Source organism: Bacillus benzoevorans (assembly GCF_014207535.1).
GTDB lineage: Bacteria > Bacillota > Bacilli > Bacillales > Cytobacillaceae > Bacillus_BD > Bacillus_BD benzoevorans.
The window spans coordinates 156,992-172,864 of the sequence record NZ_JACHGK010000002.1 but is presented as its reverse complement, the minus strand read 5'-3'; the positions used below and the strand labels follow the sequence as shown (position 1 = coordinate 172,864).

The 15,873-nt window shown below is 40.0% G+C and carries 17 protein-coding genes and 1 riboswitch; of the genes, 11 read left to right on the top strand and 6 right to left on the bottom strand.

All coding sequences use genetic code 11. From position 1 onward, the window contains the following. Positions 1-81 precede the first annotated feature (81 nt). Genes HNR53_RS04115 through HNR53_RS04105 form a run of 3 tightly spaced genes read right to left on the bottom strand, consistent with a single transcriptional unit; the run spans position 82 to position 2,420 of the window. A complete protein-coding gene (locus tag HNR53_RS04115; RefSeq protein WP_184523118.1) occupies positions 82-1,758 on the bottom strand; it encodes a b(o/a)3-type cytochrome-c oxidase subunit 1 in 1,677 nt (558 codons plus the stop codon). Between the two features lie 15 nt (positions 1,759-1,773). Beyond that, a complete protein-coding gene (locus tag HNR53_RS04110) occupies positions 1,774-2,241 on the bottom strand; it encodes a cupredoxin domain-containing protein (protein WP_184523698.1) in 468 nt (155 codons plus the stop codon). 41 nt (positions 2,242-2,282) lie between these two features. Beyond that, positions 2,283-2,420, bottom strand: coding sequence for a cytochrome c oxidase subunit 2A (locus HNR53_RS04105; protein ID WP_184523116.1), 138 nt, complete (start codon positions 2,418-2,420; stop codon positions 2,283-2,285). A gap of 86 nt (positions 2,421-2,506) precedes the next feature. Here HNR53_RS04105 and HNR53_RS04100 point away from each other — a divergent pair, with 86 nt between their 5' ends. Next, positions 2,507-3,325 carry a carbonic anhydrase gene (locus HNR53_RS04100; RefSeq protein WP_184523114.1) on the top strand — a complete coding sequence of 273 codons (819 nt, stop codon included), beginning with the start codon at positions 2,507-2,509 and terminating at the stop codon, positions 3,323-3,325. A gap of 59 nt (positions 3,326-3,384) precedes the next feature. Here HNR53_RS04100 and hmpA read toward each other — a convergent pair whose 3' ends face one another. Beyond that, positions 3,385-4,608: an NO-inducible flavohemoprotein gene (hmpA, locus tag HNR53_RS04095; RefSeq protein WP_184523111.1), complete on the bottom strand. Its 1,224-nt coding sequence runs from the start codon at positions 4,606-4,608 to the stop codon at positions 3,385-3,387. 275 nt (positions 4,609-4,883) lie between these two features. On the opposite strand from hmpA, the gene HNR53_RS04090 reads away from it, so the two are divergent. The 4 genes from HNR53_RS04090 to HNR53_RS04075 all read left to right on the top strand — a co-directional run bounded on the left by HNR53_RS04090 (position 4,884) and on the right by HNR53_RS04075 (position 7,111). After that, positions 4,884-5,321: an Rrf2 family transcriptional regulator gene (locus HNR53_RS04090; protein ID WP_184523109.1), complete on the top strand. Its 438-nt coding sequence runs from the start codon at positions 4,884-4,886 to the stop codon at positions 5,319-5,321. Between the two features lie 188 nt (positions 5,322-5,509). After that, positions 5,510-5,791, top strand: coding sequence for a DUF2325 domain-containing protein (locus HNR53_RS04085; protein ID WP_184523107.1), 282 nt, complete (start codon positions 5,510-5,512; stop codon positions 5,789-5,791). A gap of 52 nt (positions 5,792-5,843) precedes the next feature. Continuing rightward, positions 5,844-6,305, top strand: coding sequence for a flavodoxin (locus HNR53_RS04080; RefSeq protein WP_184523105.1), 462 nt, complete (start codon positions 5,844-5,846; stop codon positions 6,303-6,305). An 11-nt stretch (positions 6,306-6,316) separates the two neighbouring features. After that, on the top strand, positions 6,317-7,111 hold the full coding sequence (locus tag HNR53_RS04075) for a PD-(D/E)XK nuclease family protein (RefSeq protein WP_184523103.1): 795 nt from the start codon (positions 6,317-6,319) through the stop codon (positions 7,109-7,111). 60 nt (positions 7,112-7,171) lie between these two features. On the opposite strand, the gene dapA is transcribed toward HNR53_RS04075, so the two are convergent. Then, positions 7,172-8,065, bottom strand: coding sequence for a 4-hydroxy-tetrahydrodipicolinate synthase (gene dapA, locus HNR53_RS04070; protein ID WP_184523101.1), 894 nt, complete (start codon positions 8,063-8,065; stop codon positions 7,172-7,174). A gap of 132 nt (positions 8,066-8,197) precedes the next feature. Further along, a riboswitch (Lysine riboswitch) is annotated at positions 8,198-8,379 on the bottom strand. Positions 8,380-8,690: 311 nt separating this feature from the next. On the opposite strand from dapA, the gene HNR53_RS04065 reads away from it, so the two are divergent. From HNR53_RS04065 to HNR53_RS04055, 3 genes are all read left to right on the top strand, one after another. Further along, positions 8,691-9,584, top strand: coding sequence for a LysM peptidoglycan-binding domain-containing protein (locus tag HNR53_RS04065; RefSeq protein ID WP_246439274.1), 894 nt, complete (start codon positions 8,691-8,693; stop codon positions 9,582-9,584). Between the two features lie 470 nt (positions 9,585-10,054). Next, positions 10,055-11,101 carry a polysaccharide deacetylase family protein gene (locus HNR53_RS04060; RefSeq protein WP_184523099.1) on the top strand — a complete coding sequence of 349 codons (1,047 nt, stop codon included), beginning with the start codon at positions 10,055-10,057 and terminating at the stop codon, positions 11,099-11,101. A gap of 99 nt (positions 11,102-11,200) precedes the next feature. After that, positions 11,201-12,139: a bifunctional enoyl-CoA hydratase/phosphate acetyltransferase gene (locus HNR53_RS04055; RefSeq protein WP_184523097.1), complete on the top strand. Its 939-nt coding sequence runs from the start codon at positions 11,201-11,203 to the stop codon at positions 12,137-12,139. Positions 12,140-12,434: 295 nt separating this feature from the next. Here the strand turns inward: HNR53_RS04055 and menC are convergent, their stop codons facing one another. Further along, complete coding sequence (gene menC / locus HNR53_RS04050) at positions 12,435-13,562, bottom strand: o-succinylbenzoate synthase (RefSeq protein WP_184523095.1); 1,128 nt, start codon at positions 13,560-13,562, stop codon at positions 12,435-12,437. Positions 13,563-13,719: 157 nt separating this feature from the next. Between menC and HNR53_RS04045 the strand changes: the two genes are divergently transcribed. The 3 genes from HNR53_RS04045 to HNR53_RS04035 all read left to right on the top strand — a co-directional run bounded on the left by HNR53_RS04045 (position 13,720) and on the right by HNR53_RS04035 (position 15,765). Further along, positions 13,720-14,226 (top strand): CBO0543 family protein, encoded by a 507-nt coding sequence (locus HNR53_RS04045; protein ID WP_184523093.1) that lies wholly within the window; start codon positions 13,720-13,722, stop codon positions 14,224-14,226. A gap of 165 nt (positions 14,227-14,391) precedes the next feature. Next, a complete protein-coding gene (locus tag HNR53_RS04040; protein ID WP_184523091.1) occupies positions 14,392-15,147 on the top strand; it encodes a polyphosphate kinase 2 family protein in 756 nt (251 codons plus the stop codon). A 153-nt stretch (positions 15,148-15,300) separates the two neighbouring features. Further along, the gene (locus HNR53_RS04035) at positions 15,301-15,765 is read left to right on the top strand and encodes a DinB family protein (RefSeq protein WP_184523089.1); all 465 of its coding nucleotides are present in this window, start codon (positions 15,301-15,303) and stop codon (positions 15,763-15,765) included. The last annotated feature ends 108 nt before the right edge of the window (positions 15,766-15,873 follow it).

Here is a 15,873-nt window from a genome sequence, read left to right as displayed (position 1 = left end):
TGATTAGTAGCTTTTTTTATCCTTATAGATTCAGTTTCCATCTCTCAAAAGTCTCCTGTAGAAACTTTTTTCCCTTTCTTTTTACCAGCTGCGAATCGGCGGAGAACCCGGTGCGTGCTGGAACATATGCATAACAGGTACGGTATAGGCGATTAATACTAAAGCAATGGTGATCCCAATCCATACTGTCCAGCGCTCCAAAATTGCCGGCGGCTTTGGCTGATCTTCCTCCACTTCTCCGATTGGATAATCGACAGCGCTTTCTGCTTTGGGTGAAAAAAACCATAAGTAAACGATATTTACAAGAAATAATACGGCGCTGATAAATAAAAGAACACTTCCAGCGCCGGTAAAAAAACGGTATGGTTCCCAAACTTGAGCGGCTGGATGACCGCTGTACGTCGTAAAGGCAGTTCGCCGCGGTTCACCAAGTACCCCGACAATATGCATGCTTGTGGACATAATTAACATTCCAATTGTCCATACCCAGCATTGGATTAATCCCAATTGGTTGGCAAAAGGGGTTAATTGACGGTTTCGCATCGCCGGAACGAGCCAATAGGCGATAGCGAAGAAAGTTAGGATAACAGCCGCCGCAACGGTAATATGAAAATGACCTGTAATGAATAACGTATTATGTACCACCTGATTCAATTGAAAGCTGGTATTCACAACCCCTCCAGCACCTGCTGGAATAAATATAACCATCCCGAGAAAAGTGGCCGTAAATCTGACATCCTTCCACGGAAGTTTTCCAAACCACCCAAATAATCCAGTTGCTCCTTTTTTGCGTCCGGCAATTTCAAATGTTGCGAGGATGGCAAAAGCTGTCATCAATGATGGAATGACGACAATCATTGTTAAAACAACTTGAAGGAACTTCCAAAAGGATGATACACCTGGTTCCATCAGCTGGTGATGAAAGCCAACCGGGACAGAGTAAAGAATAAACAAGATAAAAGTCAACCTGGGCAAAGAATTGCTGAAGATTTTGCCGCCGACGATTTTCGGAATAAGGACGTACCAATAAATATAGGCAGGCAGCAGCCAAAAATAAACAAGCGGATGACCGAAATACCAGAAAAAAGTCCTGCTTAATTCCACATTAATTTTATCCACCCAGCCTAACGACCATGGAATCAATTGAAAGACCACTTCGATGGCGACCCCGACCGTACAAATAAGCCATAGAACCATGGTTGCTACAGCCATATAGGCAAAAAGGGGAGATGCTTCTCCCGGATGTCTTTTTCTCCATTGATAATAATTCATAAAAACTGCCACACCGCTAAGCCAGCTTCCCACTACAACTAATGCCAGACCAATATAAAAGATGGGGGAAGCTTGCATCGGTGCATAAAATGTATAAAGAACTGAAGCGTCATTGGTAATAATGACATACAAACTGAGCAATGTCCCAATCACCATCATGTAATAGCCAATCCATGCTATTCGGTTCGCTGCAGGCATAAGTTTACCATCGAGTGTTTTGGCTAGTCCTGAATAAAGGAAGCCGATGATAAAAAAGGTGGTAAATATAAGGGCAAGGGAAACACCATGTGCTGTCAACAGCTGATAATACCCAATATTATTGGGCAGATCAATATAGCCTGTTCGCTGCAACGCCTGGAGCAGCCCTGCGATCACACCAATTAGAAAAGCAAAAAAGGCAAAACCAAGATGCGCTAGAATTAGTTTTCTGTCCTGATTCTGAAAAATGATTTTATCGGCTGATATATCACGTACTGTATTCTCCATTTTTAAACTCCTTTATTAAATGACCTTTAATTTTCCCATCATAAGTTGATGACCAGAACCGCAATATTCGTGACATAGGATTAAATAATCCCCCGCCTCTTTAAAGGTATATGTAAATTCGGCAATATGTCCGGGAACCGCCATTATGTTGACATTTGTATTTGGAATGTACAGCCCATGAACCACATCGGGGCTGGTTACTTCAAAATGAACGGTGGAACCAGCGGGTATTTCTAATTCCCCTGGTAAAAATGTAAACATTTGTGCCACCATGGTTGCTTTGTATTCATTTGGTCCGGTTTTAACCAATTCAGGCTTGTTAAATGGTGCCGTTGTTTGCACCTCTTCAGGCGGCATGGTTCTCATCTGACCGGGCGGCTCTAACCCGAGTCCGATGGCCAAAATTCCAAGGATGGTAAGAAAGACGACTAGTGAAAGAGCTCCGATTGTCAGCCAAACTTTCTCGTAATAGGGTAAGTGAATATTCTTGAACATGGTTTCCTCCTTAACACTTCATCATTGAATTATCGCTGTAAATAAATTGCTAACATCACAATCCAAAAAAGAAGGACTAGCGATCCGATGATTAATACAGAATAGAAAGTTCCCCTTAATTCTTTTTTATCTGTAACGTTAGAAGTTGTTTTACTTTGCCGTGTCATGTTCTCACTCCTTCCTCTTTTACCTATTATTTACATTGTGGGTAAATTTATGTATTGTTGAAGGGGAAAAAGAAAGGAATGAAATAATGGAAAAGAAATATCTGAAACTACTTATAATCTTTATGGTTTCAATTACGTTGAGCGCTTTTACAGAAGCTCCAAAGGAAAGCAAGAAAGTTAACCCCATCCATGCGCAAACCGTAATCACGCAAAATACAGAGGAGCCGCACTGGTCTTATGAGGGAGAAACTGGACCGCCATATTGGGGGCAGTTAGATCCCTCCTTTGCATCCTGTGAAAAGGGCAGGGAGCAATCACCGATTCCCATTGAATCATCCTTGAAAGAGGGGCAGAAAGAACTCGATGCGATAAAAGGTCAGTATCAGCCCGCCGCTGTAATGCTCCTGAACACTGGACATGCCATTCAGGCTGATGTAACGGCACCAAATAACAAAATCAGGATAGATGGCAAAGTATATAATCTGCTGCAGTTTCATTTCCATAATCCAAGTGAGCACAAAATCAACGGGAAGCAGTATCCAATGGAAATTCACTTCGTCCATCAGGATGAACATCAAAGGATTGTTGTACTTGGAGTAATGATTGAGGAAGGAAAGGAAAACGGGGAAATATCCGCTTTATTGAAAAACTTAGACCATGATAGAAAAATGACAATAGATATCAAAAAACTAATTCCTAGTCAGTCCAGGGTCTTTCAATATAATGGTTCTTTGACAACGCCGCCCTGTACAGAAGGAGTCAAATGGGTAGTATTAAACACACCGCTCGAACTATCTCAGGAGCAAATCCATGCCTTCGGAGAATTCTATCAAAATAATAACCGTCCGCTGCAGCCTTTACATAAGCGGGAAATAATGGTTGGAAGTTTCAGACAAAACAAATAGATGCTGGCTGATAAACAAAAAGCAGAAGAACGAATGAGATCGTCTTCTGCTTTTTACGATTATGCAGTTACAACTTCTGCTGCCGGTTCTTCTAATTGACCTGCAGGACCGAAGAATTCGAAATGGATATTTTCTGCTGGCACGCCCCATTCTTTTAAGCTGCGGTAGATAGCTTTCATAAATGGTACAGGACCGCAGAAATAGAATTCAGCTTGATTATCTGGAAGAATTGATTGTAACCATGGTAAATCAATAAATCCTTCTTTATCAAATCCATTTGCGGCAATATCTTCTTCGGTTGGCTCGGAATAGGCGACAAAACTCTTAACGTTTGAATTCTCACTAGCAAGACGGGCCACCTCTTCTTTTAACGCATGAACGCTGCTGTTTAAAGCGCCGTGAATAAAGGTGACTGCACGTTCCGGCTGAGATGCCGCAATCGTATTCAACATACTTAACATTGGTGTCAAGCCAACACCGCCGCTGAGTAAGACGACAGGTTTATCGTCAGATTGAAGAGTAAAATCACCTGCAGGAGCGCTAACCTGAAGGATATCGCCAGCTTGAACAGTATCATGCAGATAACTAGAAACAACACCTAGCTCTTCACGTTTCACACTGATACGGTAATAATCTTTTCCTGGTGCATCTGATAAACTGTAATGACGCAGGTGCGTGTATTCGCTGTCTTCCGGCTTCACTTTTACAGTTAAATATTGACCTGGCAGGTAGGAAGCGATAGCTTGCCCATCTTCTGGTTTTAAATAGAAAGAAGTGATGACATCACTTTCTTGAACCTTTTTATCTACGATAAAGTTTCTAAAATCATCCCATCCGCCTGGCTGTTCTTTGGCATCTTTGTACATTTCGCCTTCAATCCCAATAAATGCGTCTGCAATGACACCATAAGCTTCAGCCCATGCATTGATAATTTCATCGGTTGCTGCATCACCTAATACATCTTTAATCGCCTTCAATAAATTTTCCCCAACGATTGGATAATGTTCTGCTTTAATCCCTAATGCGCGGTGCTTTTGCCCGATTTGCTTTACTACCGGAATTATCGCCCCTAGATTATCAATGTTTGCTGCTGCTGCATAAACAGCGTTTGCAAGTGCTGTCTGCTGACGTCCTTGTCTTTGATTGGATTGGTTAAAAACATTCTTTAATTCGGGATGACTGCCGAATAATAATTGATAGAATCTTGTTGTAATATCTTTCCCGTGTTGTTCCAATACTGGAACTGTACTTTTAATAATATCGATTGTTGTTTGCTTTAACATTTGTGTCCCCCGTCCCTAAACATATATATCATTTACATGTTTAATAATATAACAATAGTGAATAAAAAGATATATTAAAAATGTATCTTTTTGAAATGTCACAAAAAATTCACAAATCCACCCTGAAAACTTCTTTGTTCATTTGTCATTTCCTTGATAATCTAAAAGAAAGAAATAGTTTTTCGGAAAAAGATTATATTTTCGCGTCAATGCCGTAAAGATGAAAAAGCGCTCTAAAAATGCTATAGTGAATGGTATACAAGGGAGATAAAATCATGAGACTAACAAATTATACTGACTATGCATTACGGGTATTAATCTATTTAGCTTTGAAGAAGGAGGAAGAATTAAGTACCATCAAAGAAATAGCGGATACCTATCAAATTTCAAAAAATCATTTAATGAAAATCATTCATGAACTGGGATTGCTGGGATATATTGATACGATCCGGGGACGCAATGGCGGGATTCGTTTATCAATGGATCCAGAAGATATTAATATTGGCGAACTGGTTCAGAAAACCGAAGAAGATTTCCACTTGGTTGAATGCTTTAACGGTGATACAGAAAAAGCGAATCATTGTATTATCACTCCTGCATGCCGTTTGAAGCATATTTTGCATGAATCTCTGCTGGCTTTTATCCAAGTGTTGAAAGGTTATACACTAGCTGATTTAATCGAAAACAAAGCAGAGCTAAAAGAATTATTTTAAGAGATTTTAACGGAGCATATTTAAATAAAAAGCAGCATTCTACGGGCAGCAAAGATTTCCATTTAAACGAATAATGGAAATTCTTGCTGCTTTTATTTTGAAGCACTTTTTTATATTGACAATGATAATCATTATCATTTAAAATGAAATTAAGTAAAATATTCAAAAACAATTAGAGGTGACTAGTAATGAATTCCTTGTTGATAATAGGTGCTGATCATTTAGGGGTAATTCCTGATAAGTTAGCATCAGTTGGTTTTAGAAAAATCCTACATATGAATGGCAGAAAAGTTCAGATGGTGAAGAGAGACATACCGGAAAGTATTAATTGCATTCTTATTTTAACAGATTACGTAAATCATAATTTAACAGCTGTGATTAAGAAGCGGGCGAAGAATCAGTCGATTCCAATCTATTATGCAAAACGTTCCTGGAGTTCTATTTATCATGTGCTTAAGGACGTTGTTTAATTATAGACTATATTGAGAATTATTATCAATTAATTAATTGGGGGCGTTAACAATGGCAAAGATCGTCTTAATTTATGCTAGTATGAGTGGAAATACCGAAATGATGGCAGAGGCCGTTGCAGACGGGATAAAGGAAGCAGGGGAAGAAGTGGAAGCCATAGATATTATGAATGGTGTATTTGCGAAGGATTTACTTAATTATGACGGAATCATCCTAGGTTCTTATACATGGGGAGATGGGGAACTTCCTGATGACTACTTAGACTTTTACGAAGAATTGGAAGGGGTTGATTTAAGCGGCAAAAAGGCGGCGGTGTTCGGTTCAGGAGATACGGGGTATAATTCCTTTTGCGCCGCAGTAGATATATTAATGGAGAAGTTAAAAGAACGCGGTGCTGATGTTTATGCTGCAGAAATAAAAGTAGATTTAACACCAAGTGAAGCGGATGAAGACGAGTGCAGAACGTTAGGGAAGAATTTTGTCACGTTCTTGAATGGAAATAGGGTAAAATAAAGGAGGTCAGCATGATGGAAGGCAGCCACCCGCAAATCTCGATCAAAACGATGACAGATGATCACTTAGAGTCATTTATCAGATGTCCGTATAAGTTTTATTATCAGTATGTCCTGCAGCGGCATTCAAAGGGATTGAGATGGAGACAGGTGGTTCAGCATATCGTAAAACGTGTGGTTCGGAAATATTATACATTACCATTAGATGCACGGAGTAATTTGAATATTTCGAACCTGATTGATAAAGCCTGGCGCCCGATTAGTTTAAGATGGTTTGATTCACGTCTGCAATACTATATGGTCATCGCCAAAACAAGTGAACATTTGCTTGAATCTTTATTAAAGGGGAAAAGTGAAACGCCGCCGTTCCTGTTATATCAAAAATTGAATGCTTATGTTGACGAATTGGAAACCCGGATTCAGGTAACTTTTGAATTAGCGGAATGGTCATCCCGTACCTTTACGATAAAGAAATTCCTTTTGCAAGCAGATGTGGAAATGTTCCGCCTCTATTATCACTTACTCGTGGTATTTTCCGCTAAAGTTTTTGAAAAACTCCCGGAGAAAATTGTTTTGATCACTTTGCTTGATGGGAAGGAGCATGTATTTTTCCCGAAGATGGAAGATGTTTCTTCCGGTATTCAGTATCTGCTAACAATGAAATATCTGCTGCAGCAGCATCCTGCTGAATTTTTTCAATCAAGAACATGGAAGGATTGCAGTCATTGTCCTTTTTCAGAGAAATGTACAGAAGGGACTGCCTGGGTAATAAGAGAGAATAAAACAAATGCTGTCTTTTTACATTAAGCTTTCTTTGAATTGAATATGAAAAGGGCTGCGGACATAATCCGCAGCCCTTTTCATGTATTAGCAAGCTTCTTGAATGGCTTTTTTCATGACATCCAATACTTGTTGTAAAGAGTTTATTTCTTCATCATTTAACGGAACAAGCGGCAGGCGTACGCCTCCAACGTGTATACCCGTTAAATTTAAAGCAGCTTTAACAGGGGTTGGATTCGGTGAAGCAAAGAGCGCTTTAATGACAGGCAGAATGCTCTGATGGAACAAAGCGGCTTCACGGTGATTTCCGTTTTTGAAATGCTGAATCATCGCTTGCATTTCATTTCCAATGACATGCGCGGCAACAGAAATGACTCCAGCTCCACCAATCGCTAAAGTAGGAAGTGTCAGAGCATCTTCACCTGTGTATACGGCAAAATCGCTGCCGGTCTGGCTGATAATTTCAGTCATTCCTTCTAAATTACCGCTGGCATCTTTAAGCGCAACAATATTAGGGAGCTTAGAAAGTCGAACAGTTGTCTCAACGGTCATATTAATGACGCTTCGTCCTGGTATATTATAAAGAATAATTGGAAGTTTAGTAGCTTCAGCTATTGCTTTAAAATGTTGATATAAGCCTTCCTGTGACGGCTTGTTGTAATATGGTACCACCAGCATGATTCCATCTACTCCGCATTGTTCAGCGAGTTTTGTTAAATGGATGGATTCCCTCGTATTATAGGAACCTGTGCCGGCAATAACAGGCACTCTTCCGCCCGCAAGTTCAACGACAAATTTATATAGCTCCACTTTCTCTTCTGTTGTTAACGTTGGTGATTCGCCAGTTGTCCCTGATACGACTAAACCTTCTGTGCCATTTGCCAGTAAATGATTAACCAAATTCTTTGTGGCATTAAAATCGATATCACCGTTTTGATCAAATGGAGTAACCATTGCTGTTAAAATTTGTCCAAAATTCATTTCTTCTCCTCATCCTTTTCGTGATTTTTATCAAAATAGAGGGAGAAGGGCAGTTCATAAAAAACGCAAATAAGCAGCATTGAGGGTTCCGCTGCTGCAGTAGAAACAATATGTAACAAAGAATGTTCCTGTGCGTAAGATAGCCCTCCATATAGTTACACCTATATGACAGTTCTGTATTTTTTCAACATCAGAACCAGCTTCAAGAAAAATGAGGTTCTATCAGCTTCGGCAAATTCCCCTTTCTACATTATTCAACGGACCCCATTATCCTTCTAATGTGTACTGATGGTCTTTGCGCCTCTATCCTTACTTCAAAAATAATTGAAATAAGTATATCTTCATTTGGTTATTAAGATAATAGCAGAATTTATTTGCTTTGGCAAGAGCGGTTTAGCAATTCGGCACTTGGACCTTGTACAAGCAAAATGTTGTAAGAGGCAGAGTGGAAATTCTATACATACATTTTCAAAATGGTAAATACGGTTATAGATAAGGAGTTGTTTTCTATTTTAACTTTATTCAGCAGAAGTCTCGCGCTTCAAAAGTTATGGGATCAATAAAATGAGTTAAGCAGTTCAGTAGGGGTGCAAAACCGGCTGAATAAAGTTAAAGCCTCCGGCGGATGCCTCGATTTTTTAAAGGTAATTTTTCGAGCAAGCTCGAAAAAAATCGGGTGCAAATTCGCCGGGTCGAATTTGATGAAAATGGAGTGATGGCTGTGCCCGTTATTTTCCGCGAATATTACATCTACACCGTATATCCAGGGGATACTCTTTATTCGATAGCGCAAAAGTTTAATAGTTCAGCAGGTGAAATCATGAGAGTCAATCACATCTTCCCACCGGTGACGGATCCTGGATTGATTTTCCCGGGAGATGTCCTTTTGGTACCCAATCTGGTGAAAACAGGGAAAGTCCATTATATTGTCCATACCGGAGATGCATTGAACAAAATTTCCTATACGTATAGCACCTATATTGATTTAGTTTCCGGGATCAATCATTTAGGAAATCCGAATATGCTGTTTCCTTCTCAACGGTTAGTCATCCCTGCTTTTATTTATGAAGTGAAAACGGGGGATTCCCTCAATGCAATAGCAAGCAGGTATGGCCTCCCTTTATCGAGTATTGTTCGTGCAAATGAAAGGCGTCCTGGATTCCAGGCGGATGTGATTTGGCCGGGGTACCATTTAATCATCCCATTACCAACCATGCGCAATATGGTCGTTTGGACTCCACTTCCAGGCACCACTGTAGGCAGGGGATTTAAAATTACAGGTCAGGCGAGGTCATTTGAAGCGAATGTGCTTCACCAATTAAAGGATGCAAATGGAATCACCATATCAAATGAACGGTTTACGACAGCTGATATCGGTGCACCTGAATATGGGAATTTTACCAGTATGGTTCCTTTTGACCGCAGCCCGACATCCAATAGGGGTGAACTTTGGGTATATACAAGAAGTGCTAAAGATGGAAGCATGCAGGATTTAGTAAGGATGAGGGTCTATTTTTAGGAGAAAAGAAGGGGAAGTTCTACGAGGAATATAAAATAGGAAAGGGGATCAGCCGCAATCCGTGCTGGTCCCCTTTCAATTAGCGGCGATTTTTCTTTTCTGGAGACTAGTTCAATGGGCTAGTTTTTCCTGTTTTTCCACTACTTCCATGAGGAAATAGGATACAATAGAATTATAGAATATGAGATACTCTAATTAATTCTATTCTAGATGTGATGTACTTTGAACCTTTCCTAACTTCCTGCGCACTAGAACGGAAACAAACAGCATCAAACATACTCTTTTTTATATGAATCTCAGAAAATGGAAAAATATGTATTGAAAAAAATGTAATAATTGTTATATATTGTTAAGGAATGAACTTATTTTGAAAAGAATTGTCGTTTATATTTCATAATTGATGCACAAATCGTCATGCTTATTGGGGATTTCGACCAGGGATAAAAAGGTAAAAGGGGTAAATGGGTACAATGAATAGGAAACAAAGGTTTCAGGATAGACGAAGAAAGAGATTCAGGAAATCTGCGCTTCGTTTTATTTTTAGTGTTTTATTAGTCTTAGTGGGCGGTTTTATCTATGATAATATGAACTTGGACATGGTTTTCAAGGAAATTTTTGCAAACGATGAAATCATTAAAGAGCCAGTGAATGAAGTATCTTCTGTTGTATCAAGGAAAGGACCGCTTGACCTGGATGAACGATTTACATACTCAGAATCCTTTGCCAAAGAAGCTGATCTAAACAGAAATAATATTTTTATAGGAGATAACTATAAAGATATTAAAATAGACCCGAATGGTTTAGCGGACGCTGCGGACAGTCGTGCAGCTGAACAGATAGAAGGGGATGCAAAATATGCCAGTTCTGCAGAACCAGAACAGAAGGTTCAGCAGGCAGATGCCCCGGAAAATGATGTACATACCAAAACGGTGTATTTAACCTTCGATGATGGTCCGAACCAGTTTTCCGATCAATTACTTGCAGTATTGGAGTCATACAATGCAAAAGCAACCTTCTTTATGATTGACAGGAATATTCGCAGCTTTCCTGACGCTGTTAATCATATGATTGCAGCGGGTCATAGTGTAGGGCTGCATAGCGTTAGTCATAATGTGAAAGTATTCTATCAGTCTGCTTCAAGTGTTATTTCAGAAATGAATCAGGTGCACGACACGGTGAAGGAAGTAACCGGGCTAGATACGATGCTTATCCGCACCCCATATGGAAGTGTTCCGTATATGCAGGATTCATATTTACAGGCGGTTCATGATAATGGCTATTTAATGTGGGATTGGAATATTGATAGTAAAGACTGGTATTATCGAGACCGCCGCTATGTTGACACAAGTATTGCCCAGCTTGAGGCGCATGCAGAAAGTACAGAACCGCTTGTGATCCTCCTCCATGAAAGGGAAGAAACGCTGGCGCATCTGCCTGAACTACTTGAATACTTGAAGAGCCAGAATTATAAGATGAAAGCTCTCGACAGTTCCATGACACCAGTGGCCTTTAAATAGTTTCTAAAAAGTCATCAAGATCACTGTACTTGATGACTTTTTGTGTGCTGTGTCTTAAAGTTTTCCAATTTTGTAAATCCTGAAGGAAGAGGAGTTGACATGATGCATGAGCAAATGATTCGCACTATGGATGAGCTGAGGGCAAAGTCGTTCTATGAAAATAAGCAAATTATTGCTGTAGCTGCTGCGGAAGATGAATACGTACTCCATGCGGTTAAAGCTGCTGTCGAGGAAAAGATTTCTGAATTTGTGCTGGTTGGAAATGAAAAGATCATGAAAGAAAAGGCAGAATCCATTGCGCTTGATTTAAGCAATATCCCAATAGTGGATGAAAAAGAGCCGCACCAAGCAGCGGAAAAAGCAGTCAGTCTGATTCGGGAAAGTAAAGCTCATATTCTGATGAAAGGAACGCTTAGTTCTGCTGAACTGCTAAAGGCTGTTCTGCACAAGAAGGAAGGATTACGAACAGGGAATATACTAAGTATGGCAGGGGTGTTTGAATTACCCGCTTATCATAAATTATTAATACTGACTGACCCGGCAGTAAACCTTGTTCAAGATTTAACACATAAAATAAGCATGTTAAAGAATGGGATAGAGATTTCTCAGGCTCTGGGCATTCTGCGTCCGAAGGCTGCTCCTCTATGTGCAATAGAAAAGGTCAATCCTGCAATGCAGGCAACCATGGATGCGCAAATACTGTGTGAAATGGCTGAAAAAGGGGAAATCGAAGACATCATCCTTGAAGGTCCAATGTCACTGGATGTGGCGATCTCTGCGGAAGCAGCTAAGCAGAAGGGAATGGTTAGTCAAATTTCTGGAGATGTTGATATTCTGCTGACTCCTAATATTGAAGCGGGGAATATCCTGTATAAGACGTTAATACATCTCGCAAAAGGGAGGAATGCAGGGATTGTACTCGGTGCAAGTGTCCCAATTATTATGACATCCAGATCCGATTCAGCAGATGCGAAAATGAATAGTATTGCATTGGCGCTTTTAATCTCAGACTGCCGAAAAAAAGCGGGATGGGATTGATGTTGTATGGGTGAAAATACCCACCCCATTTCTAATGCAGTCTTTTTTATAAGGCTGTGTTAAAGATGTTGATTTTGGAGGACTTTGTTGATTGGAGTGGAAGGCACGAAGACTCCTGCGGGAACAGCGAGACAGACGAGACCCCGCAGGCACGAAGTGGCGAGGAGGCTCAGGCGTAGATGAGCGGAAAGCGAAGTGCTTGGAACGGAAATCAACAATCAAGTTTAACAGAGTCTTTTATAACAAGAACGGTCATTCATGAAAAATGACTGATTTTTATCCATATTTCAGCAAATTATATAGGGCGGTATGTTGAAGAGGACAGGGTATAATAATCGACCATAGGGCGGTTTACCTCATAGCCGATTCCCGGCTTTTCCGGGACAGTAATCAGTCCGCCCTCCACGGTTACCTCCGGCTCAATAATATCCCTATCCCAATAGCGCGACGAACCGGCTGTATCTCCAGGCAATGTGAAGTGCTCTAAAGATGTGATGGCAATATTATGAGCACGGCCAACCCCTGCTTCAAGCATGCCGCCGCACCACAGATCGATGCCTTTTTCCTGACAAAGATGATGTATTTTAAGCGACTCACTTAATCCGCCAACCCGGCCGATTTTGAGATTAATGACTTTGCAGCTTCCTAAGTCAATGGCTTTACGGGCATCCTCGGCGGAATTGATGCTTTCATCTAAACAAAGCGGCGTTTTGAGCAGTCCTTGCAGTGCCGCATGGTCAATGATATCATCAGATGCCAATGGCTGCTCAATCATCATCAGCTGATATTGGTCCAATTCTTTGAGTATATCGATGTCTTTCAAGGTATAAGCCGAGTTTGCATCAGCCATTAATGGCAGGTTTGGAAACCTTTTGCGGATACTTTCGATGACGGATAAATCCTGTCCTGGTTTTATTTTGACTTTCACCCGGCGGTAGCCTTCCGCGAGAAATCCTTCAATGACATGCTGAAGCTGCTCCTCGCTTTCTTGAATACCGATGCTGATCCCCACTTCAATTTGCTTTCGTTTCCCGCCAAGTGCCCGGCTTAATGGCATTTGCTGTTTTTTTGCCCATAAATCCCAAACCGCTCCTTCAATGGCCGCTTTTGCCATATGATTTTTTTTCATAAAAGCAAAGCGACGGTTCAAATCGTCCGGGTGTTCAATGGGTGATTGAAGGGCAAGCGGGATTAAAAAGTCCTCAAGCATATGCCAATTTGTTTTAACGGTTTCCTCTGTATACCACGGTGTTTGAAAAGCAACGGATTCTCCCCAGCCGGAGATACCATCTTCATCGATTACCTCAATGAGAATAAAATCCTTCGCCGTCATCGTTCCGTAGCTAGTGACCCAGGGTGATTTCTGCTTCATTTGCAAATGCCTTAAAATGACTCGATCAAGCTTCAAAACAGCTGCCCCCATTCTATTTCGTCTTGTTTCATTATTGCTTTTGTAAAAATAAATTTCAATAGTTCAGCTGGAAATTCATGGCATGATGAAAATGGAGATTAATTCATCCTGATTTCATACATGAAACATTGCTTAAAGAGATAAATTAACCCTTATAGGGGGTGAAGTGATGAAAAATAATAAAGAAAATACTATCGAAGGTTCCGTATGGTTCATTATGACTCTGCTATTATTTATATTTGTACCGAAAAAAAGGATACGCGAAGCGATTGTGATCTTCATTTTTAAACAAAGCATCACCTGGCTTTTTGGTCTGCTTGTTGTGGAAAAGGGATTGATCCGTTATCCAAAACGGCTTTTTTTCAAAAAAGCGACAAAAACCAGTTTCTCTTTTGAATATTTTGTTTATCCATCTCTTTGCGTTTTGTTTAATTTATACTATCCAGTAAAGAGAAATATTTTGTTCAAAAGCTTATATTACCTTTTTTATACCTTCATTATTACCGGATTTGAGCTGTTCGCTTTAAAATTTACAAGGCTGATTTCTTATAAAGGATGGAAATTATCTTGGACCTTCTCCACGATTTTCTTTACTTTTTTATTATCGCATCTTTTTCACGACTGGTTTTTTAAAAACGGCAAAATTAATGAAGAGATCAATCAATTACCGAGTTAGGAGGCTGTAGTACAGCCTTTAAAGTAGGGTCCATTCCTCATTATATTACCTACCACTGCATTGGAACCTGTGTTATTTTATAGAAAGACATATGAAATGATCCGGTATGACCAACAATGGGCATGGTAGCGGAAATCGGGCCATAATAGAGGGAGATGCTTTTAAGTGGAGCAGGGGCGGATTGGAGAAGACTTTACCTATACGGTCATTGAAAAAAAGGAATATGAGAAGACATTAAAGAAATACCAATGGAGATTGTTACGGCTTCAGCATGTGTTTCATCAGGAAAAAATGGCAGCGATAATCGTGATGGAAGGGGTCGATGCCGCCGGAAAAGGGGGAGTTATTAAGCGGATTACCGAACATTTAGATCCCCGCGGGTTCCGGGTAATGGCGATCGCGGCTCCTGAACCGCATGAAAAGAGATATCATTATTTACAACGATTCTGGAGAAAAATTCCTCAGTATGGTCAAATGACGATATTTGACCGTTCCTGGTACGGGCGTGTACTCGTAGAGCGGATCGAAGGCTTTGCTAAAGAGAAAGAATGGAAACGGGCCTATGGTGAAATCAATGATTTTGAAAAAATACTGTCGGTTGATGGCTATTTGATTATTAAATTTTACTTTCATATCACAATGGATGAACAATTAGCCCGCTTTAAAGCAAGACAGGAAAATCCTTTTAAGCGCTGGAAGCTGACAAGTGAGGATTGGCGCAATCGGGAAAGATGGGATGATTATGTGATTGCCGCGGAGGAAATGTTTGCGAAAACAGATAAAAACTATGCACCTTGGCATATCATTGCCTGCGACGATAAGAAATATTCCCGTATTGAAACGTTGAAAATCATTGTCAAGAGTATGGAAAATTATTTAAAAGACCAAGATATTCCTCTGCCGGATTATGGAGAAGAGTAAATGGAGCATGGTTTATCCTTTATATGAAGGAAAAATAAGGTCATGGAATGTCTTTTTATTGCTTATCATTGTATAGATTGTTACAATGAAAAATGTGGCTTTATTACTGTAAATAACATAAATAAATACATAACAGGACATGGAGGAGAAAACATGGGAGATTTATTAAAAAATCAATTTGATATTGTACGTTCAAGACTCGTTTCAAGATTAGCTGAATTACCTGAAGAAGTAACAGAAACAGTGCCTGAAGGGTTTCCTAACAATATTCATTGGAATCTTGGACACTTATTACTAGTAACGGAAAGATTTATTTTTAGCGGTAATGAGCAGCTTCCTGCTCACTATAGCGACTACTTTGCTCCAGGTACAAAGCCTGCTGATTGGAAAGGGGAAGCTCCAAGTGTTGCTGAGCTTCTTGAACAGGCAAAAGAGCAATTAATCCGCATAAAAGCAGTACCAAATGAGCGCTTTCAGGAAAAATTGCCTGAACCAATGGTAGGGCAAACAACAGTTGGACAATTAACAAGCTTTGCTATTTATCATGAATCCTATCACTTTGGTCAAATTCATGCGATGAGACGCGTGATTGAAACCTCTTTAAATAATACAAAATAAGAAATGATAAAGGACAGCCCGTCTATGACCGGCTGTCCTTTTTAGATAGCACTATTTAGCTTGAGTGGCATTCTTTTTCACTTTTAGAGAAAACCATGTATAATAAAT

Excerpts from the sequence above, each read along its gene's own strand:
- HNR53_RS04065 (WP_246439274.1), top strand. The coding sequence starts at position 8,691 with ATGCCTCGATTTTTTAAAGGTAATTTTTCGAGCAAGCTCGAAAAAAAT.
- HNR53_RS04080 (WP_184523105.1), top strand. The coding sequence starts at position 5,844 with ATGGCAAAGATCGTCTTAATTTATGCTAGTATGAGTGGAAATACCGAA.
- HNR53_RS04090 (WP_184523109.1), top strand. The coding sequence starts at position 4,884 with ATGAGACTAACAAATTATACTGACTATGCATTACGGGTATTAATCTAT.
- menC (WP_184523095.1), bottom strand. The coding sequence starts at position 13,562 with ATGGGGGCAGCTGTTTTGAAGCTTGATCGAGTCATTTTAAGGCATTTG.
- HNR53_RS04115 (WP_184523118.1), bottom strand. The coding sequence starts at position 1,758 with ATGGAGAATACAGTACGTGATATATCAGCCGATAAAATCATTTTTCAG.
- HNR53_RS04100 (WP_184523114.1), top strand. The coding sequence starts at position 2,507 with ATGGAAAAGAAATATCTGAAACTACTTATAATCTTTATGGTTTCAATT.
- dapA (WP_184523101.1), bottom strand. The coding sequence starts at position 8,065 with ATGAATTTTGGACAAATTTTAACAGCAATGGTTACTCCATTTGATCAA.
- HNR53_RS04060 (WP_184523099.1), top strand. The coding sequence starts at position 10,055 with ATGAATAGGAAACAAAGGTTTCAGGATAGACGAAGAAAGAGATTCAGG.
- HNR53_RS04075 (WP_184523103.1), top strand. The coding sequence starts at position 6,317 with ATGATGGAAGGCAGCCACCCGCAAATCTCGATCAAAACGATGACAGAT.
- HNR53_RS04055 (WP_184523097.1), top strand. The coding sequence starts at position 11,201 with ATGATGCATGAGCAAATGATTCGCACTATGGATGAGCTGAGGGCAAAG.
- HNR53_RS04035 (WP_184523089.1), top strand. The coding sequence starts at position 15,301 with ATGGGAGATTTATTAAAAAATCAATTTGATATTGTACGTTCAAGACTC.
- HNR53_RS04105 (WP_184523116.1), bottom strand. The coding sequence starts at position 2,420 with ATGACACGGCAAAGTAAAACAACTTCTAACGTTACAGATAAAAAAGAA.
- hmpA (WP_184523111.1), bottom strand. The coding sequence starts at position 4,608 with ATGTTAAAGCAAACAACAATCGATATTATTAAAAGTACAGTTCCAGTA.
- HNR53_RS04045 (WP_184523093.1), top strand. The coding sequence starts at position 13,720 with ATGAAAAATAATAAAGAAAATACTATCGAAGGTTCCGTATGGTTCATT.
- HNR53_RS04085 (WP_184523107.1), top strand. The coding sequence starts at position 5,510 with ATGAATTCCTTGTTGATAATAGGTGCTGATCATTTAGGGGTAATTCCT.